This window comes from Rugamonas violacea (assembly GCF_016461825.1).
GTDB lineage: Bacteria > Pseudomonadota > Gammaproteobacteria > Burkholderiales > Burkholderiaceae_D > Rugamonas.
Window position 1 is genome coordinate 29,072 of the sequence record NZ_JAEMNU010000133.1, and the last position, 25,229, is coordinate 54,300.

Here is a 25,229-nt window from a genome sequence, read left to right on the forward strand (position 1 = left end):
GCATCCTGCCATGAAAAAGTTGTCGATGCAATATTCGCCGCCCCACTTACTGCACCCAGCGCCCGGATTTCTGCTTGATCGTCTCGGCCACCGCCTCCAACTTGTCGTAGCCGTCGTTGCCCTGCCACGTGGTGTACATGAAACCCTGCACACCGCTCAGCCCATTTTTCTCCGCCGCATCCAGATTACGCAACCACCGTTCGACATCGCCCAGGTCCGGCTCGTCGTAATAGCCGGCTATCATCTGCCGCAACTTCCTATCGCTGAAAAACTTCAAGGAAGCGAGACGGACCTGGTCGTCGGTCGAATCCGTCCAGTTCACCACCACCGTGTTGGGATGCAAACCCTCGACCGCGCCGGCCAGGCTGCCCTTGGCCAGCCAGTAGCTGTCCAAGGCGTTCATGTTCGGATCGAACATATCGTTCCAGATATACAGGGCCAGCGCCGGATACTTGGCCAACAAATCGGCCTGCACCTTGCGCGTCGTGTTGGCCAGGTATTTGCCCGCCGTAATGCCGCCGCAGGCCGGGTCCCAGTTCAGCACGCGGATCTCGTCGTAGTACAGGAAGTAGCTCGACGGCGTGTTGAACAGCGCGTTGATCTTGTCGTAGTAGTCGCGCTGGATGTTGAAAAATTCCGCGTTGCAAGCCGACGCCGGCGTGGCCCAGCGCGCCGTGAAATTCTGCGCCGACTGGTAGTAGGACACGCGCAGGCGCGTACCCTCGCGCAGGCGGCGGTTCTTGATGACCAGCGCCTCCTTGGCGACCAGATAGTCGATGCCGGCGACGTAGGTGATGCTGCCGTCCTCCGAGCGCACCACGACGGGCAAAAGGCCGGCGCGGTCCACCGTGTGGGCCAGACCGATCTCGCGGATGTCCAGGTCGTCGAGCCAGGCCGCGCCGTTGCCAACGCCGCTCCGGCCCCAATGGCCGAAGGACAGATGCACCGTGGTCTCGTCGGCCGTGTTGAAGTCGAGGTTGTACTGCGTCCACCCCTGCGTTTTGGCGAACTGGTTGCCCTCCTCGTTCCACTCGCCATTGCTGGTGCCCCATCCCAAACGGGCGCTGCGGTTGTTATACAGCGGCATTGTAAAATCGGAGCGGAACAGTTGCACCTGCAGCGGCGCGTCGTAGTCCTCGGTCCTCAACCAGAACGACATGCGGTAAGCCTTGTGCGGCTTCAGGTTTGCGAAGCTGCGCTCGATGCGGGCGGTCTCGACCTGGTTCTGTACGAACTTCACCGAACGCTGCCCCTGGTGGGCAAGCGAAGTGTCGTAGCTGACGCCGCCGCTGCCGTCGAGATGCCACTCCCCATCGTTTTGCTCGAAACCGCTGTCGCTGACAATCGATTGCGCCAGCGGCACGGCCCTGTTGCCTTGGACAATGAACGGCGTGTCCTTGACCGGCAAGGCCTCAAGCAGGTCGGGATTGAGCAAGGCTGGAATCTCCGGCCCGCCGCCCACGGGGATGAGTTCGATCCCGGCCTCTTTGGCCTTCTGGAGGATGACAGCCAGATTGGCCGTCAGGTCGGGATTGGGGCCGAACAACAGCGAGGCGTAGGAGCCGTGACCGGAGGTGTTGAGCGCGATCCCGTTGTAGCCGGCCCGCTTGGCGCGGCCGATCAGCTCGATCAATTTCAGATTGGTCGGATCGGTCGCCGGCGTCGGGCTGGACAAGTCGCCGCCGAAGTAGACCCAGCGCTGCTCGAAGCAATTGTTGCAGACGTTGTCGTTCTGCTCGGCGGCATGCGCCGCTAGGGTCGTGAGGCTGGCGAACGCCAGCGTGAGGGCGGCGGCAAGGCGAACGGGGGCCATCGGGGGCTCCTGGGGGTTGGGGAGCCAAGATGATATCAATAAATTAATATTTAATTTTCATCATTCGGCGGCCCGCTCGAAATTCCGCGAAAAAGTGCACACCGCAAGTGAATTGGATAGATATTCAGTCCAGGGGAGGCGTGCCTGGCGCGATACCGGAGCTTACCGCGTCAAAAATCTCCCGCACTCGCGTCCCGCTCACGCCAATGTCGCGGCCAAGTGAAGTTGCCCAATCAAGCACTTCGCGAGCCGAGTTTTGGTCGTTTGCACTTAAGCCCTTGCTGATCGTACGCCATACGCCAAACTCTCCAGGCGTCATATGCGCTCCCCCAGGTCTTGGTATGGTTTTTGAAGGGGCAGGCTCACATCCCGACAGGTTGGCGCGCGCTGTGCTGCGCACGCGAGGCGGCATCCTTGGATGACTTTAGAAAAGCACGACCTGCCGCCGATGAATGAAACGCCTCTGCCGCCTGGTAGAGACTTTCACGCTGCGCATCCGTCAACTCGAGCTTATGTTCACTCATGGCATGGTCAATATAGGCCGCGAAGGCAATGTCGCGCGTGCTGAGCACGGAATCGAGCTTGCTCATGAACCACTCCTTAAATTGGCCGGTAGACAACAAATAAAAAGCGAGAAGGCCAAGCACTGCAGTAAATAGTACGCCCTCCTCCGCACGCCAGGCGCAAGTACAGGCTGCATATGATTACAAATAGTTGCGGCGGCCGATAGCCACGCCACGCAGGGCACGCTCGGCGGCGGAGTTGTCGATTTCGATGGCGCCATCATCGCGGTAGCGTGTCAGTGCCGGCCACAGATTGAGCGAGGTCGAGTTTTTCGGACTTGCGGCCAAACTGCATGCGCCGCAGCTTGGCGATCCACAGCTTGAGATGCTCGATCTCGGCGGCGCGCGTGTTCAACTGCGCTTCCAGTCCTGCGACCTGGTCGTCGCGTTCTTGAACGCGACGTTCGCTTGCCAATAACAGTGCCTTCAGGGCAGCGATATCGTCAGGGATGTCGGCGGCGGTCAGCATGAGGCGAGTTTACGCGAGGCCGACGACGTTTAGGCCACCTCGAAAAACCGTCATTCCGCATCGGCGGACCGCCGCGCAGGCGGGAATCCATACCCCGCATGCCCCTTGGCTCAGTATGGGTTCCCGCTTGCGCGGGAACGACAATTTGGTTCCCGCTTGCGCGGGAACGACAATTTGCTAGTTTTTCGAAGTGGCCTTTACAAGGCAGATGTCGGCCGCCAGGTTCGCTCTGGACGACGCCAGTCGATTCCCTCCAACAGCATGGAAAGCTGGGCTGGCGTCAGCGCCACGCTGCCGCTGTCGGCTTGCGGCCAGACGAAGCGTCCCCGCTCAAGACGTTTCGCCAGCAAGCACAGGCCGTCGCCGGTCCACCACAGCACTTTGAGCATGTCGCCGCGCCGCCCACGAAACACGAAGACATGGCCGCTGTTTCGATACCGACACGCCGGGATCGCAGGCCGCCACTGCGAGCCGATGTTTAAACTCCGGCAAATAGTTCGGCCGCCCTCTACGATTGCCCGACTCCACTTCAGTGTCCACAGTAGTTCCCGCCAAAAAAAACTACGCCGCCAGCGTCGCGGCACAATTCAACAGTCGACCGCGCCGAAAAGTGCGGAGAATTGAGCGCTTACCGCTGAACTGCACTCTATCCTTCGCTTATATTAATATTCATCTTGATTCCAGAAAGCCAATGTGTTCTCGTGATGTCGATCGATTCGATAACATGGTTCGTGTTCTTTAGGGTATTGAAGTCCGAAACAATATGTCCAGTGGACTTGCCATTGACGGTATCCATCGCCTTGTCGAATCCTAGGGTGCCCCTCGCGAGAGTGATTTTCTTTTGATCGTCCGGAATCGTTCTCTCTTTTCCGTCATCATCAATGACATCTCCCATATTTTCCCCACCGAAAATCTTAAAAACTGCGGTTCTGGCGGCCGTGCCGTCAACAGTATCTCTCACAATTGTCTGGGGAAGTTTATTGGGCAAGCTATCCGGAAAGGTCTTGCTACTGTTTGGGGACGCCGCTGCATACTGGGAAAGAAAGACGTCAGTCGCAGTAAAGTCCGTGATCTTGGGGGATTTGTAATTTTCCACCATCACCACCTTGATCGGTTCGTCATTGGAATTGAAACTGAAATAGTTTTTGAAATGTGTCTCGGTATCGTTGCTAGCTGTCGCGAACTTGACGGTGCCATTTGGCTCCTTGCTTATTATGCCCGTCAAAATCTCCTGTTTAAATTTGAGCCCCTCGAAGCCGTCCTCTACATATTTCATTCCCATATAGTCGCCTCTTGAGAGTTTGTTTGAATCTCGCTCTTTCGGTGCGTTATTATAATTCCCAACTCCTAGCGTGATCTCGTCAGTCGTGCGAGGCAGCTTTGGCGGGCGGGATGCAGGTGGCGCTGAAGTGGCGGAGAGTTCTCTACGCAGGGAATGTTCGAATGACAATCCACTTTGGACACTTCCTCTGCGCGACGATCCTTGGGACTGCTCTGGAAGAGCCTGGTTCACGGATGGTTCCGTTTGTGAACTTGTCGTCGTGAGGGGGTTAGGCATTGAAACATTATTGGCGGAAGTGGGAGTGTGAATGGAAGTGGGAGTGATAGGCATAAATTTCCAATTAGAATGTTAAGCGGCTTGACGCAACGGCATCGACATGAAGCTCGCGCTGTCGCAGCGTACTGACGATAAGTGGCAAGAGCCGGGCTTCAGTTCCAATCCTGGTGCTGCTCGACGGCCGGCACGCCAGGACATTGCGGCTTGGATTTAAGGCTGTGTAGAGTCTGGGAATGGCAGATCGGCAGGCTGCCAGAGTTGGCGTAACGCTCAAGCGCAGCCCAACGTTTGAGCGCGTGATCGATCGCTTTAGCCGTGCCACTGCCGGCGGCGACATTGCGCTGTTGCGCCTGCAGCCGGGCGTGTAGTTCGGCCAGCGCCGGCAACGCCAGTTGCTGGCGCAATGCCAAACGCTGCGCTACCGCCAGGTCGGCGCCTTGCTGTTCGATCACGTACAAGCTGGCGTAGGGGTGTTGATGTAGCAGTATTCGTAAAAAAATCTGCGTTCGACCAAGCGGCCCAACGCAGACTTTGTGTGAAAGTTTCAGCTTAGTGCGGCAAGGCGCTCACATCCACATCCGGCACCTTCCCGCTGGCGGGCCGGGTGAAGTTCTGGTTGGTCGGGACGTTGTTGGCGAAGAAGCCGCCGTTGCGCAGGTAGAACTTGCCGTTCTCCATCCCGCCGGCATAGTCCAGCCGCTGGCCGTTGCTGGCGGTGGCGTCGCCGGTGAAACGCCCCGTCGTCAGCTCGCTCCATGCGCCCGATACATTGCGCGCCCACTGGTTGCCGAACGATACGCGCCGCTCCATATAACCGTTGCTGTCGATGAAGTTCTCCAGGAAGGAGTGCGCCCGCGTCAGATAGGTGGTGATGAAGGGACGCTTCCAGGTGGCGATGTAGCGCCAGGCGCCCTGCTCCGGCGCGTAGAACCAGGCCGAATAATCGCTGCCGCCGGCGCCGTCCGGGTGCACCCGCGTGACGAAGCGGTAGGTGTTGCCCGCCACCCAGTTGTAGCGCAGGTAGGATTGGCCGCCCGTGCCCTCGCCACCAAAGACGTTGTCCACCACGTCCGGCCCCTTGCTGACCAGCGTGGTCTTGCCGCCATTGTCGGCGTCCCACACCGAGAACAGCACCCAGCGCTCGCTGTCGGACTTGACCTGGATGCCCATATAGCCTTCGCCGAAGCCGTTGGCCATGTAGTAGGAACCGATCTTGTCCTGCCCCGCCGGCACCGTTACTTCGTTGTAGAAGTATTCGGTATTCGCCGGCACGCTGTAACCCATGTGTACCGACGGTCCGCGCCGCGACCAGTAGTAGTTCGCCGGATCGTTGGCGTAGTTCAGGGCGGCGTTGGCGCTGACCTTCAGCGCCGACACGTCACCGAAGTAGCCGCCGTCCTTGCTGATGCCACGCAGGTCGACCTTCACATAACCCGGCGCGGCGACATTCACGGTGCCAACCGGGTACGAGCGGGCGCCGGTGATCGACAGCTTGACGTCGAACGGCTTGCCGTCGATGGTCACCCGCACCGTGCTGTTGCTGCCGCCGGCCAGCCGGGCGTCCAGCGCCACCGTCACCGGCCCGGCGGCCGCCACCCGGAAGTAGGTGCTGATGACGGTGTTCGGGCTGGTCCAGTCGGCCAAGCCCTGGTCGGTGATGACCTCGGTGGCGTCGGCGTCGGCGCTGGTGATGAAGGCGTTGCCGGCCAGCGCCACCGTCACCGGTTTGGCGGCGATGCCGGCGCTCTTGACTGCGGCGCCCTGCGACCTGGCGTCGGTGGTGGCGGTGGCGGTGTCGCCGCCGCAGCCGCTCAGCGCCACCGCCACCGAGTACAGGAACAGTTTTCTTCGTTTCATCATTGTCTCCAAATATGGTTTTGATGAACAGCAGCGGCCTAGTAACGGCCGTCCAGTGCGAAGATCGGCTTGCGCGTGCGCCACAGGCCGGCCGTGAAATCGGGGAAGTCCAGGGTCTGGAAGCCCTGTGCAATCGACTGCTCCGACAAGGGGGTGATGGCGCTCCAGCTGACGGCATCGTAAATATCGATGGGCATCGGCGCGCGCGCCTTGAGCGCCTCGATAAACGCGTGGATCACGAAGAAGTCCATGCCGCCATGACCGGCACCTTCGGCCCGGTCGGCATACTTGCGCCACAGCGGATGGTCGTACTTGTCCTGATAAATCTGGAAGTCCTCCCATTCATGTGGCTTGCTGACGCCTTCGATATGCACCGACTGGTTCACATCCATCCACAGGCCGTTGGTGCCCTGCACCCGGAAGCCCAGCGAATACGGGCGCGGCAGCGAGGTGTCGTGTTGCAGCAGGATGGTCTCGCCGTTCTCGCAGGACAGCGTGGTGGTGACCACGTCGCCGAGCCGGAACTCGGCCTTGGCGCTGGGATGGTTGGCGCCGCCCGGTTTCTTGACGATGTAGTCGTGCAGGCCGCGCGCCTTGCTGGCAAAGGCGTTGATGCGGGTGAAGCGGTTGCCGCGATTGATGTTGGTATACATCGCGCAGGGACCGATGCCGTGGCTGGGATACAGCTCGCCGTTGCGCTGCACCGAGTGGCCGGTGCGCCAGCGCGCCTCGGACCAGCCCTTCTGGCCGAATTCCAGGCCGCCGCCATACGGCTTGGCCGGATCGCCGCTGTTGAACTTGACCGCCCGCAGATCGTGCTGATAGCCGCCCTGCAGGTGCACCAGTTCGCCGAACAGGCCGGCGCGCACCATCTGCAAGGCCGCCATCACATCGCGGCGGAAGCAGACGTTCTCCAGCAGCATGTACGGCGTGCCGGTCTTGAGCTGGGTGTTGAGCACATCCCAATGGTCTTGCAGGGTCACGCCGGCCACCACTTCGCAGCCGACCGGCACCTTGGCCTGCATGGCGTCGATGGCCATCGAGGCATGCCATTCCCACGGCGTGGCGATGATGACGCCATCGAGTTTGGCGGCGTCGAGCAGGCGCTTGTAGGCGTGCGGGTCGCGGTCCTCGCCGAAGGTGCGCGGCCGCGCCTTGCCGGCCTTTTCCACCTGGGCCAGGGCGCGGCCCAGCATGATCGGCTCGATGTCGCACAGCGCGGCCACTTCCACATCGTCGCGCCGCAGCAGTTCCTGCAACAACACCTGGCCGCGCATGCCGGTGCCGATCACGCCGATGCGCAGGCGTTCACGCGTGCCGGCAAAGGCCGGCGGCAGCAGCAGGCCGCCCACCAGCGCGGCGCCGGTGCTGAGGAAATGGCGTCGATTAAATTGTTTGTCCATCAGTTCTTCCTCGGAAGTTGTGATTCATTTTATCGGTTCAAAAAAACTTGTAGCTGGCCGAGAACGCATACTGGCGACCGAACAGGTTCTGGCTGTTGTTGTAGCCTTCCCAACCGTTCGGATCGTAGGTCGGCTGCTTGTTCAACACGTTCTTGATGTTCAGGCCCAGCTCCAGGTTCTTGACCGGTTTCCAGTTGAAGCCCAGGTTGACCGTGTAGTACGACGGCGCGCCGTCGCACAGGTTGGCGGGCAAGCCGATGCCGCCGGCCGTGCATTTCCCCGGTGCGTTGTCGGTGTCCCAAGGACCTTCGGCCCATTTGGTCTTGCCGGTGTAGTTGACGAACAGGCTGGTGACGAAGTCGCGATAGCTCCAGTCGGCGTTGAAGGTCGCGCGCACCCGTGGCGAGTCATAGTACCCGACCTTGTTGCCCGTGAAGCCGATGCCGTCTTCCGAATCGGCGGTCTCGCGCTTGCGGATCGTCGCCGCGATGCCGATGTTCAGCTTGCCCATGTCGGCCAGCGAGAAGCGGTGGCGCGCGTCGATATCGACGCCATCGATCAGGGTGCGGCCACGGTTCGAGTAGGAGTTGACCAGGCCGCCCAGGTTGCCGACCGAGTAGGTCGGCAGGGCGCCGGTGCAGGCCGCCGCATTGGCCGGATTGGCGCACATGGTGGCGATGGCCGCGATGGTGCCACGGTCGGCGTCGGTGATCGGGTTGCGGATCGCCGCGTCCGTGCCGGCCAGGCCCGGGCCGTGTTTGTCCACCAGTTGTTTGAACAGCTCGTTGAAGTCCTGCCGCACGATCTCATTGCGGCGATACACGAACCAGTAATCCAGCGAGATGCTGGTGTTGCTGGTCGGTTGCAGCACCAGGCCCAGCGTCGAGATCTTGGCCTTTTCCGGACGCAGCGCCGGGTTGGGCGGCGTCAGGCCGCCGACCGTGGTCGAGCAGTTCGAGTTCAACAGGTTCTTGCCCAGCTCCGTTTCGGTCGCCAAGGCCGATTTCATCAGCAGGCGCGCCATCGCATTGGTTTCGTCGCAGCGCACCGTGTCGCGGATGCCGCCGACCTGCGCGAAGACGCCGCCGGTGCCCGACTCGGCCAGGTTCGGCGCGCGGAAACCGCCGGAATAGGTGCCGCGCACCAGCAGATCGGGCCGCGCACGCCATTGCACGCCGATCTTCGGTGCCACGTTGGCGGCAAAGTTCGGGTATTTGTCCACGCGCGCGGCGGCGTTCAATTCCAGCGTCTCGGTGAGCGGCACCACCACCTCGCCGAACACGGCGCCGATGTTGCGCTGGCCGTCGAACCAGGAGCCGCCCTGCTGGGTGATGAGGCCGTTGGCCGCGTCGCTGTTGCCGGGCGTGTAGAAGCTCTCACGCATCAGGCTGGTGCCGAAGGCGGCACGCACTTCGCGCTCGCCCAGCTTGGCGATGGTGCCCTCGATCTTGGCGTCCCAGGTGATGAGCTTGGTCCAGGACTGGATGTCGAAGGTCGGATAGGCGGCCCGCACCAGCGCCGCGTTCGCTTCGCTGATCTCGCCGAACTTGTAGGCCGGATTGTCGGCGATGTAGCTGCGGCCGCTCACCGGGTCGGTGGTGAACGGGCCGAAGGCTTTTTCGAAGCCCTTGGTGTTGATGTTGATGGTCTGGAACAGCGTCGAGTGGCTGCCCGCCACGCTGAGCGCCGTTTCGAAGTCCCAGCCGCCGCCGATGCTGCCGCGCAGGCCGGCCAACGCGCGATAGTTGTTGTCCTTGTTGGTCTGGCCAAAGTGGCCGGGGGCGTCTTGCAGCAGGTAATTGAGTCCCGCCGCGCCGCCCATCTTGGCGACCATGTCGGCATCCAACTTGCCTTTCAGGTAGGCGTTGTTGGGTCCCAGATAAGGTGTGACGAAGGTGTTCAGCGTGGTGCCGGTGTTGCGCGCGAACCAGTTGCTGGTGCTGCCGCTGTTGAAACTGCGCGGACCGTTCTCGCCGCGCAGCTTGATCTGGGTGTAGGCCACTTCCGCGAAGCCTTCCAGCTCGCCGCCCAACTTGACGCGGCCGCTGAGGAAGCCGGTCACACGGTCCGAGGTCGGGCCGGTATCGAGCGCGTAAGGCAGCGAATTCCAGACGCAGCGGCCGCCGGATGCTTCGGTGATGGAGGTGCTGCAACCTGGGACCGGACGCTGGGTACGCGCATTGCCCTTGGCCTTATCGAAGACAAAGAAGGTGCCCGGGTTCAGCACGCCGGGTTCGCTGCCGGTGCCGACCCGGAAGCCCGGCACAAAGGAAGGGTTGTTGGTGTAAAAGTAGTCCGGCCGTTTCAGGTAGGTGTCGGCGGTCGAGATACGGTCGCGCTGGTAGACGTTCACCGAACCGAAGACGTTGTAGCCGTCGCTGTCCAGGTCGCCCAGGCCGTAGGTCAGGCTGCCCTGGCGCTCGCCATAGGATTTCACGCTAGGGGCGAAATCGGCGTTGGCGCGCATTTCCAGGCCCTGGTAGTTCTTTTTCGTGATGACGTTGATGACGCCGGCAACCGCGTCCGAGCCGTACACGGCCGAGGCGCCGTCGGTGAGGATTTCCATGCGCTCGATCGCCGCCGCCGGGATCGCGTCGATGTTCACGAACATGGTCTGGAAGCCGGCCGGCGCGCCGTAGAAGGACAGGCGGCGGCCGTTCAGCAGCACCAGCGTGCCCTGCGCGCCCAGGCCGCGCAGATTGGCCTGCGAGGCACCGTCCGAGCCGGTGAACATCGAGCGGAAGTCCTGTTGCGACGGGCGCGCGGCCGGCAGGTTGTCGAGCACCTGCAGCAGGGTGCGGGCGCCCATGTTTTCGATCTGTTTGGCGTTGATCACCTGCACCGGCGAAGCGGTTTCGGCGTTGATGCGCTTCAGGCTCGAGCCGGTCACTTCGACCCGCGTGACCTTCTGATCCTTGGCGCTTTTCTGTCCCTGCTCGTCCAGCTCGTCGGCAGCCAGCGCTGCGGAAGCCAATCCCACCGCCATCATCGCGGCCACCAGTTTTTTCATATGCATGCTCGTCTCCTGTTATACGTGGTTTGATACGTGGTTTGATACCTTGTTTGTCAGCGTGAGGCTGCAAGCGCCCCTCCCCGGTCCGAGGAGGGGCTCTTGTTTGTAAAAATGAAGTGCTGTCAGCGCGGCCGGACGGTGCTGCCCTCGCTGCCGATCAACACGGCGTTGGCCCAGTTGCCACACACCTGGGACGGCTGCGCACCGCTGGCGCCGAGCGTGCGCAGGCTCAGTTGATCGAGTCCGCGCACATCCAGCTCGGGCTTGACCACCGCCGGCGCCGTCACCAGGCCGCTGTCGTACAACAGCCGCTCGCCGCTCCAGACCTGGAACTGCAAGCCGCCGGCCTTGCGGCAGCTGTCGTCCACGCCCAGGTCGGCGCGCAGCAGGTTCCAGTTGCCACCCAGTTGCAGATCGATGCGGCTGGATGGGCCGACGCCGAGTCCCTTGCGGAACCACAGTCCGTTCATGCGCATCTCCGCAGCTTTGCCGACCGGACGATCGCGGCCGACCGACTTGGCCAGCGTCAGGTCGGACAGATAGCGTTGCAGCTCGGGGCGCTCTGCTTCGCGGTGCTCCAGCACCCTGAATTCGGCCAGGGTGACCGGCGACACTTCGCTCGGGACGGCGGCGTTGAAGGCGCGCGCCGTGGCGGCCGGTTGGGCGGCGGTCACCATCGGATCGACGGCGCTGGCCGCTTCGCCTTCCGGATTCTGCGTGCTCATCACGCGGAAGCGCAGCAGACGGCCGGCGGTCGGCTTGAAGGCGATGCTTTGCACGCCCTGCTGCAAGGTCAGACGGCCGCGCTGCACCGGTGCGCCCCAATCGCCGTTGTTGTCGCCCATGTAGATTTCGTAATCGCGGATCTGGCCATGCTTCCAGTGCTGATCGTTGCGCGGCGCCAGTTCGATACCGTCGATCAAACGGCGTTCGGTAAAGCCGATCACCCATTCATGCGGACCGCCCTGCACCGCCGGGCTGCGCGGGGTGCGGAACCAAGTGGTGGCATTGCCGTCGAAAGCGTTTTCCAGCGGATGGCCGGCTTCTTCGGCCGGACGGTTCAGCACCAGCATGGCGTCGGCCGGCAGCGCGCGGCCGGGGATGGGCGCCGCCGGGAAGGCATCGTCGGCGGCCGCGATGGCGACCGCGCCCCGCACCGTGAATTGCAGCGGCTGGCGGATGTCCTGGCTGGCGCTCTTCACATGCAGCGTGCCCTGGCGGTCGGCGGCGTCGAAGAACCAGCCGGCTGCCGCCGCGTCGAAGGCGGCGCGCTCGGCCAGCGCCGGCAAGGCGACGCCGGCGGCGCTGACCTGGGCCGGACGCTGACGGCTCAACATGCGCAAGGCATAGCCACGGCGCGCTTCCTGGCCGGCGTAGCTGCCGCTCACGGCGTCGATCTCCACCTGCACATCGCCGCCGGCGGCGCGCATGCGGATGGCCTGCTGGCTGAAGGCGCCGTCCTGGTAGCGGCGGCTGTTGCCGTCGTCTTCATACAGCGTGAACTGCGATTCGCCGCTCGGGTAGAGATCGAGCGTCAACTGGTCTTTCGGCTTTTCGCCGTCGAACAGCATCTCGGGATACATCGGCAGGATGGCGCCGGCCCGCACGAACACCGGCAGCTTGTCGAGCGTGACGGCGACGTCGATATCGCGGCCTTCCTGGCCGGCGGTGGCCTGGCGGCCATCCCAATAGTCGAACCACTGGCCCTGCGGCAGGTGGATGCCGCGACGCCAGCCCTGGCTGACGGCTTGGCTGCGGTAGACCGGCGCGACCAGCACCTCCCGGCCCAGCAGGTACTGGTATTTATAAGCTTCGGTGTAGGCGGCCGGATCGTTCGGATAATCCCACATCAGACCGCGCACCAGCGGCGCGCCGCTTTGTTCGGCGTCGCGCATCAGCGTGTACATATAGGGAGTCAGCCGCATCTTCAGTTTCAGATAACGGCGGTTGATGCTGCGGTAAGGCTCGGCGAACCACCACGGATGCTTGCGCGCGGCCGCCGACCAACCGGACATGCCCATCAACACCGGCGTGAAGCTTTTCCATTGCAGGTCGCGGGTATAGGTTTCCGGGCTGCCGCCGAAGATGGCGTCGACGTCGCCGGTGGCGTACGCCTGGCCGGACAGGCCGGAGCCGATCAGGGTCGGCACATGCCAGCGGATGTAGTCCCAGCTGGCGCTCTGGTCGCCGGTCCAGGTGACTGCGTAGCGCTGGGTGCCGGCCCAGCCCATGACGGTCCAGATGAAGGGCCGGCCGTCGGAATTATTCAGGATGCCGTCGTAGGCGGCCTTGTTGGCGTCGAGCGAGAACTGATAGCCCTTGCCGGTCCAGGCGACGTCGAGTTTTTGCACGCGGCTGCCGGCCTTGCCGACCTCCCAGGCCATCTTGTCGACGCCATTCTCGGTCCACAGGCCGGTGCGGAAGCCATATTTGGCCAGCCCCTGCACCACTTCCGGCAGGGCCGCGTAACCGCAACCATAGCCGTCGTTCGGCAAAATCCAGCCGCCCGGCATATCGTGCTCGCGGTACTGGCGCGCCACGCTGTCGACCACGTCCGGCGTGGTGCCGGTCGGACCGTCGCTCCAGCCTTTCGGCACGGTGCCGGGCTTCTTGACGTTGTCGCCGTCGTTGTAACAGTCGGCGTCGCCGTATTCCAGCGCCCAGCGCGGCAGCATGCGCGCACGGCCGGTCCATTCGGTGTAGCGCGAGACGACATCGCGCAGGTCTTTACCGACGAAGAAGTAGGCGTCGAAGCGCGCTTCGGCGTGCTCCAGCGAGATCTGTTCGTTCTGGCGCAGGTCGTAACTGCCATCGGACCAGGTATTGCGCAGCATGCCCCAGCCGCGTGAGCTCATCAAAAATGGCGCCGGGCTGGGACGGTCGCCCTCTTCCCAACCGCCGGAATACGAGACCTGCAATTGCTTGCCCTTGAACTCATAGCGGCCGTTCTGCTGGCCGCCGCCAAAGAAGCGTTCGGCCTTGTCGGTGCTCAGGGTCTGCACGCTTTGCTTGTCGCCCAGTTCCAGCGGCTGCACTTCGCGCCACAAGGCCTGGGCGGCGCCGGCGCGGTACAAACTGAAGCGCAGCGGTTTGCGGTCGATGCGCAGGCTCAGGGCCGGCGTGCGGATCAGGATGTGGTCGGGCTGCTCGCTGACGGTGTGCTCCACTTGGGCGGCCGGCGTGGCCACCACAATGTTCGCGGCCTGGTCGCCCGGCCCGGTCAACGCCGCCTTGGGGCTGGCCCAGATACGCACCACGTCGGCGCGCGGCAGGCTGACCTGCACATGGGCGCCGCTGTCGGTGAGCAGATCCCACTGCTGGCCGACGCCGGCTGTGGGGGTGAGCGTGCGCAGATTGCCGACCGGCGCGGCCAGCAAGGGGGCGCTGGCCAGGGCCAACAAACAGGCCAGCGGCAGGGAAGGTGGAAGGTGTCTCATAACTTTGCTTTTCGAAAGAATGTTGCGTTGTGATACCTTACTTTAGAAATAAAAGTAAATCAGGTCAACAAAAAGAAAGTGATGTCATCAAAAAATAAAGATATTGCGGTAAAAACCACGATAAATTCTTTCACATTAGCTAAAACACCATGAGCCATCTTTCGATTTTGTCGCAAAAACGATACATTTCTTTGAGTGCAACGCGGCGAATCCACTGAAAACAACTAAACAAAGCGAAAATTTCGCAACACGAAACTTTCTTTTTACTTTCGAGTTTGACTTTTCGAAATAAAATCATTAATCTTCCGATGAAGCCAACCAGACACTTATTTCAATGACCACCCTACTCCAGCGCCTCCCCCAAGCCTGGCGCGACATTGGCGGCTTAGACACCGCCGAAGAAATCGCCCAACAGCCAACCCTCTGGCGCGAGCTGGCCGGCCATCTGGCCGCCGAGCGCACGCGCCTCGCCGACTTCCTCGGCAACAGCCTGCGCAATCCACATCAGCGCGTGATCCTGACCGGCGCCGGCAGCTCGGCCTATGTGGGCGAGATCGTCGCCGACGAACTCAATGCGGCCTGGCCGTGCCAAGTGCGCGCGGTGGCCACCACCAGCCTGCTGACCCATCCCGAACTGTATCTGGAAGCCGATGCGCCGACGCTGCTGGTGTCCTTTGCGCGCAGCGGCAGCAGCCCGGAAAGCACGGCGACCGTACAACTGCTGCGTGAAGTGGTGCGCGACGTGCGCTTCCTGAACATCACCTGCAACCCCAGCGGACAATTGGCCCAGCAAGGCGCGCAGGACAAATCGGTATTCAACCTGATGATGCCGCCCGCCAGCTGCGACCGTGGTTTTGCCATGACCAGCAGTTTCACCTGCATGCTGTTGGCGGCGCTGTGCGCACTCAGTCCGAACGTCCAGCCGCAGCGCCTCGAAGCGTTGGCGCAGCTGGGCGAACAGGCGCTGCGCAACTGGTCTGCGCCGGTGGCGGCGCTGGCCGCGAAACCGGTGCGGCGCGTGGTCTACCTGGGCAGCGGCCCGCTCGAAGCGCTGGCCAAAGAGGCCGCGCTGAAGATCCTCGAACTGACCGGCGGCCAGGTGCTGGCGATGGCCAATAGTGCGCTGGGTTTCCGCCACGGCCCCAAGGCCGCGCTGAACGACGAGACGCTGGTGGTGCTGTTCCGCAGCGCCAGCCCGCTGGCGCGCCGCTACGAGCAAGACCTGCTGCAAGAGCTGCAACGCGAGCAGATCGCCGCACGCTGCCTGACGGTTGGCGTCGACGCCGAAATCGGCATCGACGCGGCGGTCTGGAACGACGCCGGCGCGGCCACCTGGCATGACGCCTGGCTGGCGCCACTGTGGCTGCTGATGGCCCAGCAATACGCACTGCACCAATCGGCGCTGCTGCAACTGCGCCCCGACAATCCCTTCGCCGGCGGCACCGTCAACCGGGTCGTGCAAGGCGTCACCATCTACCGCCATGACGATTTCTAAACCCGGCGCTTACCACGGCGTCGATATCGGCGGCAGCAAGATCGAACTGGTCGCCTACCACGACACCGATGGTCAACTGGTCGAGGCGCACCGCGAACGCATCGCCACGCCGGGCACCGACTTCGCCGCCTTCGTGCAGGCGATACAGGAGCTGGTGGCGCGCGGCGACGCGGCGCTGGGCCAGCGCGCACCGGTCGGCATCGGCCTGCCGGGCATGACCGACAGCGCCAGCGGACGCCAGATCAGCTCCAATGTGCCGGCGCTGAACGGCCGGCTGGTGCTCGGCGCAATGCAGCAAGCCTTGCAGCGCCAGCTCGCCTTCGGCAACGACTGCCAGTGCTTCGCGCTGTCGGAAGCCCAGGGCGGCGCGGCCGAAGGCCAATCCAGCATGTTCGGCGCCATCATCGGCACCGGCGCCGGCGGCGGCTTCTGCGTCGACGGCCGGCTGCTGCGCGGGCGCAACGGCATCGCCGGCGAATGGGGCCACTGGCTGCTGCCCGCCCCGCTCATGACTTTGCACGGCCTGCCGGTGCACGACTGCCCTTGCGGCCGGCGCGGCTGCATGGAACGCTATGTGTCCGGCCCCGGCATGAGCCAGCTGCACCGCCACTTCGGCGGCGACGGCGCGGCACCGCTGGCGATCGTGGCGCGCGCCAGCGCCGGCTGCACCACCGCCGCGCATACGCTGGCGGTGCATGTCGACCTGCTGGCGCACGCCATGGCGAACCTGGTGCTGGGTCTGGACCCGCATGTGATCGTGCTGGGCGGCGGCCTGTCCCAGCTGTCGCATCTGTACGAACAACTGCCCGGCGCGATGCACCGCCACTTATTCGCCGGCGTGCAAGTGCCGCCCATCCTGCGGCCCGCCTTCGGCGACGCCGGCGGCGCGCGCGGCGCAGCCCTGCTGGCCAAACAACAACTCTCGCGTGAGCACCATGACTTCCACTGATACCCTGTCCCCTGTCCAGCAAATCGTCGCCGCCCACCGGCGCGGCGAAGCGGCCGGCATATATAGTGTCTGCTGCAGCCACCCCATCGTCATGCGCGCCGCGATGCGCGTGGCGGCCAGCTACGGCACCATTTTGCTGGTGGAGGCGACCTCGAACCAGGTCGACCAGTTCGGCGGCTACACCGGCATGACGCCGGACGCCTTCCGCGACTACGTGCACAAGCTGGCCGATGAACAGCAGTTCCCGCGCGAGCGGTTGGTGCTGGGCGGCGACCATCTGGGCCCCAACGCCTGGCAGGCGCTGGACGCGGCCACCGCGATGGCGCACGCCGAAACGCTGATCGCCGCCTACGCCGCCGCCGGCTTCCACAAGATCCACCTCGATTGCAGCATGCGCTGCGCCGACGATCCGCTGCTCCTGAGCGACGAGACCATCGCCGCCCGCTCGGTGCGGCTGGCCATCGTGGCCGAAAACGCCGCCGCCAAGGCCGGCCTGCCGGCGCCGGTGTACGTGATCGGCACCGAAGTGCCGATACCGGGTGGCGAAGCTTCGCTGGCCCAGGCCGGCACCGTCACCGCGCCATCCGCCGCGGCCCGCACGCTGGACGTGCACCGCAGCGCCTTCTTCGAACATGGCCTGCATGCCGCCTGGCGCCGCGTGCTGGCCATGGTGGTGCAGCCCGGCGTCGACTTCGACCATAGCCAGATCCAGCATTACGATGCGGCGCAAGCGACCGAACTGTCGGCCTTCATCGCCGGCCAGCCGGGACTGGTGTTCGAGGCCCACTCCACCGACTACCAGCGCGAATCGGCTTTGCACGAGATGGTGCGCGACCACTTCGCGATCCTCAAGGTCGGCCCGGCCGCCACCTTCGCCATGCGCGAAGGCTTGCTGGCGCTGTGCCAGATCGAGCGCGAACTGGTGCCGGAAGCCGAAGCCTCGCAACTGATGCAGGTGCTCGACGACGTGATGCTGGCGCAGCCGCAGCACTGGCGCAAACACTATCCGGGCAGCAGCGAGGAACAGCGCCTGCTGCGCCGCTACGGTCTGAGCGACCGTTGCCGCTACTACTGGGGCGAGCCGCCGGTGGCCGCCGCCATCGAAAAGCTGCTGGCCAACCTGGACGCGCGCGAGATCCCGCTGGCCTTGCTGAGCCAGCACCTGCCGGAGCAGTATCTGGAAGTGCTGCAAGGGCAGTTGGGCAAAACGGCGCGCGGACTGGTCGAGCACAAGGTCGGCCGCGTGCTGGCACAGTACGCGCGTGCCTGCAACCGCAACGCCGCCGCGATAGCGACAACGGCGGCGGCGATGGCCGGCACGCCAACATCGATCTGTTAAGCTCGTCGTTTTTTTCAAATCGATAAATACGCCATCATGCGAAATACCAGTCAACGTCGCGAGTCCATCCTGCAAATGCTCACCCAACACGGCTCGGTCCAGGTGGCCGAGCTGGTGGAGCGGCTCGGCGTCTCCGCCGTGACCATCCGCAGCGACCTGTCCGCACTGGAGTCGCAAGGTCTGGCCACGCGCAGCCACGGCGGCGCGATCCTGACGCGCACCCCGCCGCCCGAGCACACCATCGATCAGAAGGATGCGATCAACCACGAGCAGAAGGAACGCATCGGCGCGCTGGCGGCGCGGCTGGTGCAACCGGGCGATAACATCATCATCGATTCCGGCACCACCACCATCTCGCTGGCGCGCCAGCTGCGCGAGGCGCAGAACGTGACGGTGCTGACCAATGGCCTGAACATCGCATGGGAGCTGGCGCACACGCCCGGCGTCGACCTGATCCTGACCGGCGGCCTGCTGCGCAAGCAGTCGCTGTCGGTGCAGGGCAGCCAGGCCGAGGCCTGCCTGCAAGCCTATAGCTTCGACAAGCTGTTCCTCGGCGTCGACGGCTTCGACCTGCAATTCGGCGTGACCACCCACCACGAGGCCGAAGCCAGCCTGAATCACAAGATGGTCGAACGGGCCAAGAAAATCATCGTCCTCACCGACGCCTCCAAATTCGGCCGCGTCAGCCTGCACCGCATCGTGCAGCTGGACCGGGTTCACACAGTCGTCACCGATGCCAGCATCAGCCCCGAGTACCGCGAAGGGCTGCAAGCGCTGGGCATCGAATTACTTATAGCGGAATAAAGCGTGCTTAGCGGCAGAATCCTCACCCCCACTGGCTGGATCACCGGCCATCTCGACTTCGATCAACGCATCCAGCAGATACGTGAAGATCCCGCCGCCGACAGCTCGCTGACGATACTGCCGGGCTTTATCGACCTGCATGTGCACGGCGCCGAAGGCGTCGACATCATGCAGGGCGGCACCGCCGGCGCCAGCGTGGCGCGCAGCCACGCGCGCCACGGCACCACCGCGCTGCTGGGCACCACCCTAACCGCCAAGGAAGCGGCGATCCGCCGCGCCCTCGACGGCCTGGCCGGCGTGATCGCCGAGCGGCCGGCCGGCGGCGCGCGCATGCTGGGCGTGCATCTGGAAGGCCCCTTCCTCAACCTGAAGCGGCTCGGCGCCCAGCCGCCCGACGTCGTCACCGCCAGCCTGGAGCTGGTGCAAAGCTTCCATGCCATGGCGCCGATCCGCGTGCTGACGCTGGCGCCCGAAGTGGCCGGCCACCTGGCGCTGATTCCGCAACTGCGCGACATGGGCATTCGTGTGCAGATCGGCCACAGCGCCGGCAGTTACGAGGACGGCGTGGCAGCGCTGCAGGCCGGCGCGGCCGGCTTCACCCACCTGTTCAACGGCATGACCGGCGCGCACCACCAGCAGCCCGGCATGGTGGGCGCCGCGCTGGCGCACGCCGAATACGCAGAAGTCATTCCCGACCTGCTGCACGTGCAGCCCGGCGCCCTGCGCGCCGCGCTGCGCGCCATCCCGCGCCTGTACGGCGTGACCGACGCCACCTCCGCCACCGGCATGCCGGACGGCGAGTACGCGCTGGGCAGCCAGCGCGTGTTCAAGTGCCTGGGCTGCGTGCGCCTGGCCACCGGCTCGCTGGCCGGCAGCGTGCTGACGATGGACCAGGCGTTGCGCAATTTCATCAGCATCGGCCTCGATCTGGCCGACGCCTCCAACCGCCTGTCGCGCTTTCCGGCCGACTATCTGGGCGAAACGCAGCGCGGCCGCCTGGCGCCCGGCGCCTGGGCCGATATGGTCGTGCTCAATTCAGACCTGCAACCGGTGGCCGTCTTCGTCGAAGGCGAAGCCATCGATCTTTCCACCCACTAGACACTAGACGACGGAGTTACGATGCAAGCCACCCTGCCCAGCGCCCCCGCCAGAACCATGGCCTTCATGTTGTTCATTGCCGGGATGGGTGGACTGCTATACGGCATCGACATCGGCATCATCGCCGGTGCCCTGCCCTACCTCGAATCGACCGCCTCGGTGGCCTGGAAGCTCAGCACCCAGCAACTGAGCTTCATTGTCGCCGCCGTGCTGCTCGGCTCCGTGCTGTCGTCGCTGTTTGCCGGCGCGCTGGCCGACTGGATCGGCCGACGCTGGGCGATGGTGCTGTCCGGCGCCTTGTTCACCTTGAGCATTCCGCTGATCGCGCTGGCCGACGGCTACGGCCCGCTGCTGCTGGGCCGCCTGCTGCAAGGCGTCAGCGGCGGCTTGATCGGCGTGGTGGTGCCGCTGTATCTGGCCGAATGCCTGCATGCGCGCGAGCGCGGCCGGGGCGCGGCGCTGTTCCAGCTGCTACTCACCATCGGCCTGGTGGCCGCCGCGCTGATTGGCCTGGTGCAGGCCCAGTCGGTGGAAACCGCCACCGCTGCGGCGCAAAGCCTGGATGAAGCAGCGCGCGGCGCCGCCATCTTCAGCGCCAAGGACCACGCCTGGCGCAGCATCTTCTGGATGTGCCTTGCGCCCGGCCTAGTGTTCACCGCCGGCAGCCTGCTGCTGTCCGAGTCGCCGCGCTGGCTGGCGCGCCACGGCCGCATGGCCCAAGCCAAACTGGCGCTGCTGCGCACCCGCAACGCCGCCGAAGCGGAAGCCGAACTGCTCGACATCCAGCGGGCGCCGGTGCATGGCAGCGGCGAGGACGGCGCGCGCCAGGCCTTGCTGAGCCGCCGCTACGTGCTGCCTTTCCTGCTGGCCTGCCTGGTGCTGGCGCTGACCCAGGCCACCGGCATCAATTCCATCCTCGCCTACGTGGTGAATATCCTCAACCAAGCCGGCCTGCCGGGTTCCACCGCCAACCTGGCCGACGTCGGCCTGAAGGTGCTCAACGCGGTGATGACCGTGGTGGCGGTGGTCCTGGTCGACCGCAAGGGCCGCAAGTTCCTACTGATGCTGGGCTGCGGCGGCATCGTGCTGGCGCTGCTGACGGCTGGCCTGCTGTTCCGCAGCGTGGAAGGCGAACAGCGCGACGTGCGCGCCGCCGTCACGGCGCGCGTGCAGGGCGACAGCCTGGAGCTGCGGCTTGACCCGGCCACCTTGCAGGCGCTGGGCGCGCCGGCCGGCGGCCCGCCGCAACAGCTGACGGTGGCCTACGCCTATGGTCCGTTCACCAATGTGCAGACGCGCCGCAGCGACGACCCCGCGTTGGCACCGCTACAGATGAGCCGCGCCGACACGGTGCAAGCGGACAGCGTGATCGGCCAGTTCTTCCGCCGGCTGCATCTGAATCCGTTCGCCGATCCGGCCGAAGCGCGCAACGCGCCGCTGCGCATCGAGCAGGTGCATCTGTCCAGCGTGCCGTCGTCGACGCACGGCTGGTGGGTGGCGACGGCGATCTGCCTGTTCGTCGCCAGCTTCGCGGTCGGCCCGGGCGTGTGCGTGTGGCTGGCGCTGTCCGAGCTGATGCCGACCCGGATCCGCTCGAATGGCATGAGTATCGCGCTGCTGGTCAACCAGTTCGTCTCGACCGTGATCGCGGCGGCCTTTCTGCCGACGGTGGGCCAGTACGGCTACGCGACCATGTTCTTCTACGGCGCCGGCTGCGCCGCGCTGTACTTCCTGACGGCGGCCTTCCTGCTGCCCGAAACCAAGGGCAAGACGCTGGAGGAGATCGAAGCGCATTTCGCCAAGTGAGCACTTGCGCCTTGCGTCCAGAGCACGCCATATGCCCATCCCGGCGCGCCAATGTGTTCCAGCAGCAGCCAGTACAGGACGGCAGCGCCGACCGGCGATCGCGGCTGGAGCGACGAGCTCTTGATCTTCACCCGCTTCTTCAATACAAGCTCGTATAAAAACGCCGCCGGCGACTGGTCGGCGGCGGCGAAGGCCCGGCGCTGCCGAGCAAGAGACGCTGTAGAAAACCGAGCCGAAAAAATAGATCCAGATCATTATTGCATAAAGCTATATTCAAGCTATACTTCTAAGCATGAACTTGATTAAATGGACCCCAAAAGCAAGCAAGCAATTGCGCAAGTTGGACAAGCAGTTACAACGCCCAATTGTCGATGCGGTAAAGTCGTTGGAAGCCATGCCAGCGTGCCAGAACATCAAGGCGCTGACGAACCATGAACATGGCTACCGTCTCAGGGTCGGCAATTTCCGAGTACTGTTCGACTGGTCCGGGGAAATCAAAATTGTAGAAATTCAAGAAGTGAGGAAACGGGATGAACGCACCTACTAATATCCAACTGATCAACGGGCCGGACGGGAAACCGGCCTTTGTGGTCATGCCCTATGCCGACTTTATTCGGACATATGAGCAGGACCGCGACCTGATTCCCCATGAGGTGGTCAGCGCCACCGTCGACGGGGCAACGCCCGTTCGAGCCTGGCGCGAGCACCTCAAGCTCACCCAGGCCGAAGTATCAGCACGCCTGGGCATTTCCCAGCCATCTTATGCAAAGCAAGAGGCGAGCGGCGCACTGCGCAAATCGACAATCGAAAAGATCGCCAAGGCGCTCGGCATCACGCCAGCTCAGCTGGATTTCTGATTTTCCGCGTCGTTCGCATCGGTGAAAGCGATGTCGCCTTGTTCGGCCTCCGCGATGCATTCCCACCGCCCGTCTTGATGCAGCGCGATCGGGGCGGCATTTCGCAAGTAGAATTCATCGAGAGTCAGGCCGTCAATCAGGACCGGACGACGCACGCGCTTTTGCTTTCCGTTGATGAAGATGGTCATGAACTTTGCCTTCTCCAACTTCTGGGCGGCGGTAAGTTTGCACTTCGGTTTGGCCATCGTATTGAATGCAATTGTTGACTGTTCGGCTGCTACGCATCGAGTAGGTGCATCTGTCCAGCGTGCCGTCGGCCACGCACGGCTGGTGGGGGGCGACGGCGAACCATGCCTGTTCGTCGCCAGCTTCGCGGTCGGCCCGGGCGTGTGCGTGTGGCTGGCGCTGTCCGAACTGATGCCGACGCGGATACGCTCAAACGGCATGAGCATCGCGCTGCTGGTCAACCAGTTCGTCTCGACCGTGATCGCCGCCACCTTCCTGCCGACGGTGGGCCAGTACGGCTATGCGACCATGTTCTTCTACGGCGCCGGCTGCGCCGCGCTGTACTTCCTGACGGCCGCCTTCCTGCTGCCCGAGACCAAGGGCAAGACGCTGGAGGAGATCGAGGCGCATTTCAGCAAGGCGTAAATTGCGCCGGGCAGAGGCGCCTCATCAACCGACTCTGCATGCGGCCGGCGGCTGCAATCCTGGAATGAATTGAGCGATGTTTTGAATGGTGATGGAACGGCCATTAAGACCACCGGGTCAAAATAATGCGTTCTTGGAGTGAAAAAAACCCGCGACTTTGAAGTCGCTGGTTTTTCTTTAGGTGAACGAAATCCGCCTGGCCACTGCGGACTGATCTAACAGCATTGGCTGACACATGGCCGACAGCACGGCTTCTGGTCGCGGTTGACTCCCACCGCTACCGTGAAGCGGTACTGTGCAGCATAGGCGCACTAGGAGGCCCGCTACGGCGTCGTTCATCGGTAGTCAGTGCAACGCTGCCCACAAGCGCTAGCAACACCCACAGATATTTTAAAACCCGCACGAGGAAAATTACCCGTCCCACAACCTTATTTGATGGAGCCTGCGCCCCGCGACCATCCCACGTCGCCACCTTCACCCCACAGATATCTTTCCCGCGCAGACAGGGGAAGTATCCCGGCCCACCGGCCTGTTAAACAAACCGAGGCAAGCATAGGCTTTTCCCTTCGAAGTTCCTGGCACTGTAGCCCCACTTCCTCGGAATTTTTTTGGTCAGTAACCCGCCACGCTATACTGGCCCGAAACCAACAAATAGGGAACGGGCCAATGACTGATGCGGATAAAATTGCAACTGGTAGCCTGATTGTTGCGTTGCTGTCGATGGGCGTTGCTGGCCTCACTGCATGGCTGACGCTGTGGCAGCGAGGCACTATTAAGATGGTGCGGCCTTCCTTGATAGCGTTTCTCGACGCTGCGGGGAGCGATGGACCGAAAGTATGGCTCCGAGCGCTGCTGTACTCTACCGCCCACAGAGGCTGCGTCCTTGAAAGCATGTACGTCCGTCTTCGCCGGGGCGAGAGCCAGCAGAATTTCAGCTTCTGGGTATGCGGCGGCGGTAGAGGCGACTTAGCCAGCGGCTGCGGCCTGCATGTCGGTCATACCGGCATCGCCCTGAACCACCACTTCGTACTACCCAAGGACGGTAGCCGGTTTGAGTTCTTACAAGGCGACTACATCATCGACGTATTCAGCATCATCGTCGGCAGCAAAACCCCGCTACTGCTGGCTCACATTCCGCTGCACCTGACGGAACCACACGCCCAGTCTCTCAAGAACCCGGACGAGAACGTGTACTTCGACTGGTGGCCCGACTCCGCCCGCTACAACGCACACATCGTCACCCACCCACAACGGCCTGAACTGCCCGATATGCTCACGGAACTATTCGGTAGCAAGCCCTGACTGCCGGCACCATCAAGAAGATGCCTTGTCACGACGCACGCCCAGCACCACCGCTTGAAGGTCTGCATTCGTGACGGATGAGCCACCAAGCGAATCCTGCCGCATCGCAGCCACCATATCAATGAAGGAGTCACATTGTTCATCGGTGTTCATGGTAGCGCCCAAGCGCTCAAATGCTGCAAAGGCTGAAATGACGACAGGACCAGCGTACAGCGAGATTCTGGACTTTGCGTCTGCGGTTTTGGCACCTAGCTGCCGTCCTTCCAGCGTGTTCTTCTGATGCCCCAAATTTGCTAGTTCACTGACGCACAGCAAATAGTCGGAGTATGCCTTCGACCGTAGTTCGCGCTGGTGCTTCTTGCTATCAAGGTGGCGAGTGAAGAAGAACTGCAATACAGCACCGACTACAAGTCCGATTAAAGAGAAGATGGCTGGGTTCATTCAACGCCCTGTCAGGTCGTGCGAAAATGGGAAGCGGCGGCTACTGACTCTAACGTATCTGCCTGCGCTGTCACTGCGCCGGCAATGCAGACCTAGAGGGGAAACGACCTTAGAACCTCTTGTGTCCATTCCCTCACCGCGTCATCTACAGCCACTCCTGGCTCATATGCGACTGCATGGGGGGGGGGTAGCAATTTTAGCCTCACGGCCTATCAGCCTGGTAAGTGGTGACGAATCCGCGAGTAGTCCACTTGCTCAATCACCCCAGTCGGGAAGACCCCTAAAGTGGACCCGTCAGTCAAGACACTCTGCCAGTTAATTTAAGCTGTGCCCATTTCCACTTCATCAGCTGCTCGGCGCTGTCCCGTACTACT

General features: G+C 63.3%; 21 protein-coding genes and 2 pseudogenes. 10 read left to right on the forward strand and 13 right to left on the reverse strand.

Annotated elements, in window-relative coordinates:
* Positions 1-46: 46 nt before the first annotated feature.
* From H7U20_RS25005 to H7U20_RS25055, 11 genes and pseudogenes are all read right to left on the reverse strand, one after another.
* Positions 47-1,813 carry a hypothetical protein gene (locus H7U20_RS25005; RefSeq protein WP_199761856.1) on the reverse strand — a complete coding sequence of 589 codons (1,767 nt, stop codon included), beginning with the start codon at positions 1,811-1,813 and terminating at the stop codon, positions 47-49.
* Between the two features lie 362 nt (positions 1,814-2,175).
* A complete protein-coding gene (locus tag H7U20_RS25010) occupies positions 2,176-2,403 on the reverse strand; it encodes a hypothetical protein (protein WP_199761857.1) in 228 nt (75 codons plus the stop codon).
* A 117-nt stretch (positions 2,404-2,520) separates the two neighbouring features.
* A pseudogene (locus H7U20_RS25015) lies at positions 2,521-2,637 on the reverse strand (IS66 family transposase); the annotation flags it as partial.
* A 1-nt stretch (position 2,638) separates the two neighbouring features.
* Positions 2,639-2,845: pseudogene (locus H7U20_RS25020) on the reverse strand (transposase domain-containing protein); the annotation flags it as partial.
* 197 nt (positions 2,846-3,042) lie between these two features.
* Positions 3,043-3,429 carry an IS66 family insertion sequence element accessory protein TnpB gene (gene tnpB, locus H7U20_RS31010; protein WP_370593249.1) on the reverse strand — a complete coding sequence of 129 codons (387 nt, stop codon included), beginning with the start codon at positions 3,427-3,429 and terminating at the stop codon, positions 3,043-3,045.
* A 62-nt stretch (positions 3,430-3,491) separates the two neighbouring features.
* Positions 3,492-4,358: a hypothetical protein gene (locus H7U20_RS25030; protein ID WP_199761859.1), complete on the reverse strand. Its 867-nt coding sequence runs from the start codon at positions 4,356-4,358 to the stop codon at positions 3,492-3,494.
* Positions 4,359-4,555: 197 nt separating this feature from the next.
* Positions 4,556-4,855 carry an IS66 family transposase gene (locus tag H7U20_RS25035; protein ID WP_370593250.1) on the reverse strand — a complete coding sequence of 100 codons (300 nt, stop codon included), beginning with the start codon at positions 4,853-4,855 and terminating at the stop codon, positions 4,556-4,558.
* Positions 4,856-4,952: 97 nt separating this feature from the next.
* Complete coding sequence (locus H7U20_RS25040) at positions 4,953-6,260, reverse strand: DUF3472 domain-containing protein (RefSeq protein ID WP_199761861.1); 1,308 nt, start codon at positions 6,258-6,260, stop codon at positions 4,953-4,955.
* Positions 6,261-6,298: 38 nt separating this feature from the next.
* The gene (locus tag H7U20_RS25045) at positions 6,299-7,663 is read right to left on the reverse strand and encodes a Gfo/Idh/MocA family protein (protein ID WP_199761862.1); all 1,365 of its coding nucleotides are present in this window, start codon (positions 7,661-7,663) and stop codon (positions 6,299-6,301) included.
* Positions 7,664-7,700: 37 nt separating this feature from the next.
* On the reverse strand, positions 7,701-10,679 hold the full coding sequence (locus tag H7U20_RS25050) for a TonB-dependent receptor plug domain-containing protein (protein WP_199761863.1): 2,979 nt from the start codon (positions 10,677-10,679) through the stop codon (positions 7,701-7,703).
* A 119-nt stretch (positions 10,680-10,798) separates the two neighbouring features.
* The gene (locus H7U20_RS25055; RefSeq protein WP_199761864.1) at positions 10,799-14,113 is read right to left on the reverse strand and encodes a TIM-barrel domain-containing protein; all 3,315 of its coding nucleotides are present in this window, start codon (positions 14,111-14,113) and stop codon (positions 10,799-10,801) included.
* A gap of 334 nt (positions 14,114-14,447) precedes the next feature.
* Here H7U20_RS25055 and H7U20_RS25060 point away from each other — a divergent pair, with 334 nt between their 5' ends.
* From H7U20_RS25060 to H7U20_RS25095, 8 genes are all read left to right on the forward strand, one after another.
* Positions 14,448-15,608: an SIS domain-containing protein gene (locus H7U20_RS25060; RefSeq protein WP_199761865.1), complete on the forward strand. Its 1,161-nt coding sequence runs from the start codon at positions 14,448-14,450 to the stop codon at positions 15,606-15,608.
* On the forward strand, positions 15,595-16,557 hold the full coding sequence (locus H7U20_RS25065) for an ROK family protein (RefSeq protein ID WP_199761866.1): 963 nt from the start codon (positions 15,595-15,597) through the stop codon (positions 16,555-16,557). The genes H7U20_RS25060 and H7U20_RS25065 overlap by 14 nt, the downstream gene beginning before the upstream one ends.
* Positions 16,544-17,896 carry a D-tagatose-bisphosphate aldolase, class II, non-catalytic subunit gene (locus tag H7U20_RS25070; protein ID WP_199761867.1) on the forward strand — a complete coding sequence of 451 codons (1,353 nt, stop codon included), beginning with the start codon at positions 16,544-16,546 and terminating at the stop codon, positions 17,894-17,896. The genes H7U20_RS25065 and H7U20_RS25070 overlap by 14 nt, the downstream gene beginning before the upstream one ends.
* A gap of 36 nt (positions 17,897-17,932) precedes the next feature.
* Positions 17,933-18,700, forward strand: coding sequence for a DeoR family transcriptional regulator (locus H7U20_RS25075; protein ID WP_199761868.1), 768 nt, complete (start codon positions 17,933-17,935; stop codon positions 18,698-18,700).
* A 3-nt stretch (positions 18,701-18,703) separates the two neighbouring features.
* The gene (locus H7U20_RS25080) at positions 18,704-19,798 is read left to right on the forward strand and encodes an N-acetylglucosamine-6-phosphate deacetylase (RefSeq protein ID WP_199761869.1); all 1,095 of its coding nucleotides are present in this window, start codon (positions 18,704-18,706) and stop codon (positions 19,796-19,798) included.
* 21 nt (positions 19,799-19,819) lie between these two features.
* Positions 19,820-21,604: an MFS transporter gene (locus H7U20_RS25085; RefSeq protein ID WP_199761870.1), complete on the forward strand. Its 1,785-nt coding sequence runs from the start codon at positions 19,820-19,822 to the stop codon at positions 21,602-21,604.
* 292 nt (positions 21,605-21,896) lie between these two features.
* Entirely contained in the window at positions 21,897-22,151 is a 255-nt protein-coding gene (locus H7U20_RS25090) for a type II toxin-antitoxin system RelE family toxin (protein WP_199761871.1), read from the forward strand.
* Positions 22,135-22,461 carry a helix-turn-helix domain-containing protein gene (locus H7U20_RS25095; RefSeq protein ID WP_199761872.1) on the forward strand — a complete coding sequence of 109 codons (327 nt, stop codon included), beginning with the start codon at positions 22,135-22,137 and terminating at the stop codon, positions 22,459-22,461. The genes H7U20_RS25090 and H7U20_RS25095 overlap by 17 nt, the downstream gene beginning before the upstream one ends.
* Here H7U20_RS25095 and H7U20_RS25100 read toward each other — a convergent pair.
* Entirely contained in the window at positions 22,446-22,649 is a 204-nt protein-coding gene (locus tag H7U20_RS25100; RefSeq protein WP_199761873.1) for a hypothetical protein, read from the reverse strand. The genes H7U20_RS25095 and H7U20_RS25100 overlap by 16 nt on opposite strands.
* Between H7U20_RS25100 and H7U20_RS25105 the strand changes: the two genes are divergently transcribed.
* The gene (locus tag H7U20_RS25105; RefSeq protein ID WP_199761874.1) at positions 22,648-23,112 is read left to right on the forward strand and encodes an MFS transporter; all 465 of its coding nucleotides are present in this window, start codon (positions 22,648-22,650) and stop codon (positions 23,110-23,112) included. The two genes, H7U20_RS25100 and H7U20_RS25105, sit on opposite strands and share 2 nt — an antisense overlap.
* 666 nt (positions 23,113-23,778) lie before the next feature.
* Positions 23,779-24,414, forward strand: coding sequence for a hypothetical protein (locus H7U20_RS25110; RefSeq protein WP_199761875.1), 636 nt, complete (start codon positions 23,779-23,781; stop codon positions 24,412-24,414).
* A gap of 12 nt (positions 24,415-24,426) precedes the next feature.
* Here H7U20_RS25110 and H7U20_RS25115 read toward each other — a convergent pair whose 3' ends face one another.
* Positions 24,427-24,855: a hypothetical protein gene (locus H7U20_RS25115; RefSeq protein WP_199761876.1), complete on the reverse strand. Its 429-nt coding sequence runs from the start codon at positions 24,853-24,855 to the stop codon at positions 24,427-24,429.
* Positions 24,856-25,229 lie beyond the last annotated feature (374 nt).

Excerpts from the sequence above, each read along its gene's own strand:
- H7U20_RS25005 (WP_199761856.1), bottom strand. The coding sequence starts at position 1,813 with ATGGCCCCCGTTCGCCTTGCCGCCGCCCTCACGCTGGCGTTCGCCAGC.
- H7U20_RS25010 (WP_199761857.1), bottom strand. The coding sequence starts at position 2,403 with ATGAGCAAGCTCGATTCCGTGCTCAGCACGCGCGACATTGCCTTCGCG.
- H7U20_RS25040 (WP_199761861.1), bottom strand. The coding sequence starts at position 6,260 with ATGAAACGAAGAAAACTGTTCCTGTACTCGGTGGCGGTGGCGCTGAGC.
- H7U20_RS25045 (WP_199761862.1), bottom strand. The coding sequence starts at position 7,663 with ATGGACAAACAATTTAATCGACGCCATTTCCTCAGCACCGGCGCCGCG.
- H7U20_RS25050 (WP_199761863.1), bottom strand. The coding sequence starts at position 10,679 with ATGCATATGAAAAAACTGGTGGCCGCGATGATGGCGGTGGGATTGGCT.
- H7U20_RS25055 (WP_199761864.1), bottom strand. The coding sequence starts at position 14,113 with ATGAGACACCTTCCACCTTCCCTGCCGCTGGCCTGTTTGTTGGCCCTG.
- H7U20_RS25060 (WP_199761865.1), top strand. The coding sequence starts at position 14,448 with ATGACCACCCTACTCCAGCGCCTCCCCCAAGCCTGGCGCGACATTGGC.
- H7U20_RS25065 (WP_199761866.1), top strand. The coding sequence starts at position 15,595 with ATGACGATTTCTAAACCCGGCGCTTACCACGGCGTCGATATCGGCGGC.
- H7U20_RS25070 (WP_199761867.1), top strand. The coding sequence starts at position 16,544 with ATGACTTCCACTGATACCCTGTCCCCTGTCCAGCAAATCGTCGCCGCC.
- H7U20_RS25075 (WP_199761868.1), top strand. The coding sequence starts at position 17,933 with ATGCGAAATACCAGTCAACGTCGCGAGTCCATCCTGCAAATGCTCACC.
- H7U20_RS25085 (WP_199761870.1), top strand. The coding sequence starts at position 19,820 with ATGCAAGCCACCCTGCCCAGCGCCCCCGCCAGAACCATGGCCTTCATG.
- H7U20_RS25090 (WP_199761871.1), top strand. The coding sequence starts at position 21,897 with ATGAACTTGATTAAATGGACCCCAAAAGCAAGCAAGCAATTGCGCAAG.
- H7U20_RS25095 (WP_199761872.1), top strand. The coding sequence starts at position 22,135 with ATGAACGCACCTACTAATATCCAACTGATCAACGGGCCGGACGGGAAA.
- H7U20_RS25105 (WP_199761874.1), top strand. The coding sequence starts at position 22,648 with ATGAACTTTGCCTTCTCCAACTTCTGGGCGGCGGTAAGTTTGCACTTC.
- H7U20_RS25100 (WP_199761873.1), bottom strand. The coding sequence starts at position 22,649 with ATGACCATCTTCATCAACGGAAAGCAAAAGCGCGTGCGTCGTCCGGTC.
- H7U20_RS25110 (WP_199761875.1), top strand. The coding sequence starts at position 23,779 with ATGACTGATGCGGATAAAATTGCAACTGGTAGCCTGATTGTTGCGTTG.
- H7U20_RS25115 (WP_199761876.1), bottom strand. The coding sequence starts at position 24,855 with ATGAACCCAGCCATCTTCTCTTTAATCGGACTTGTAGTCGGTGCTGTA.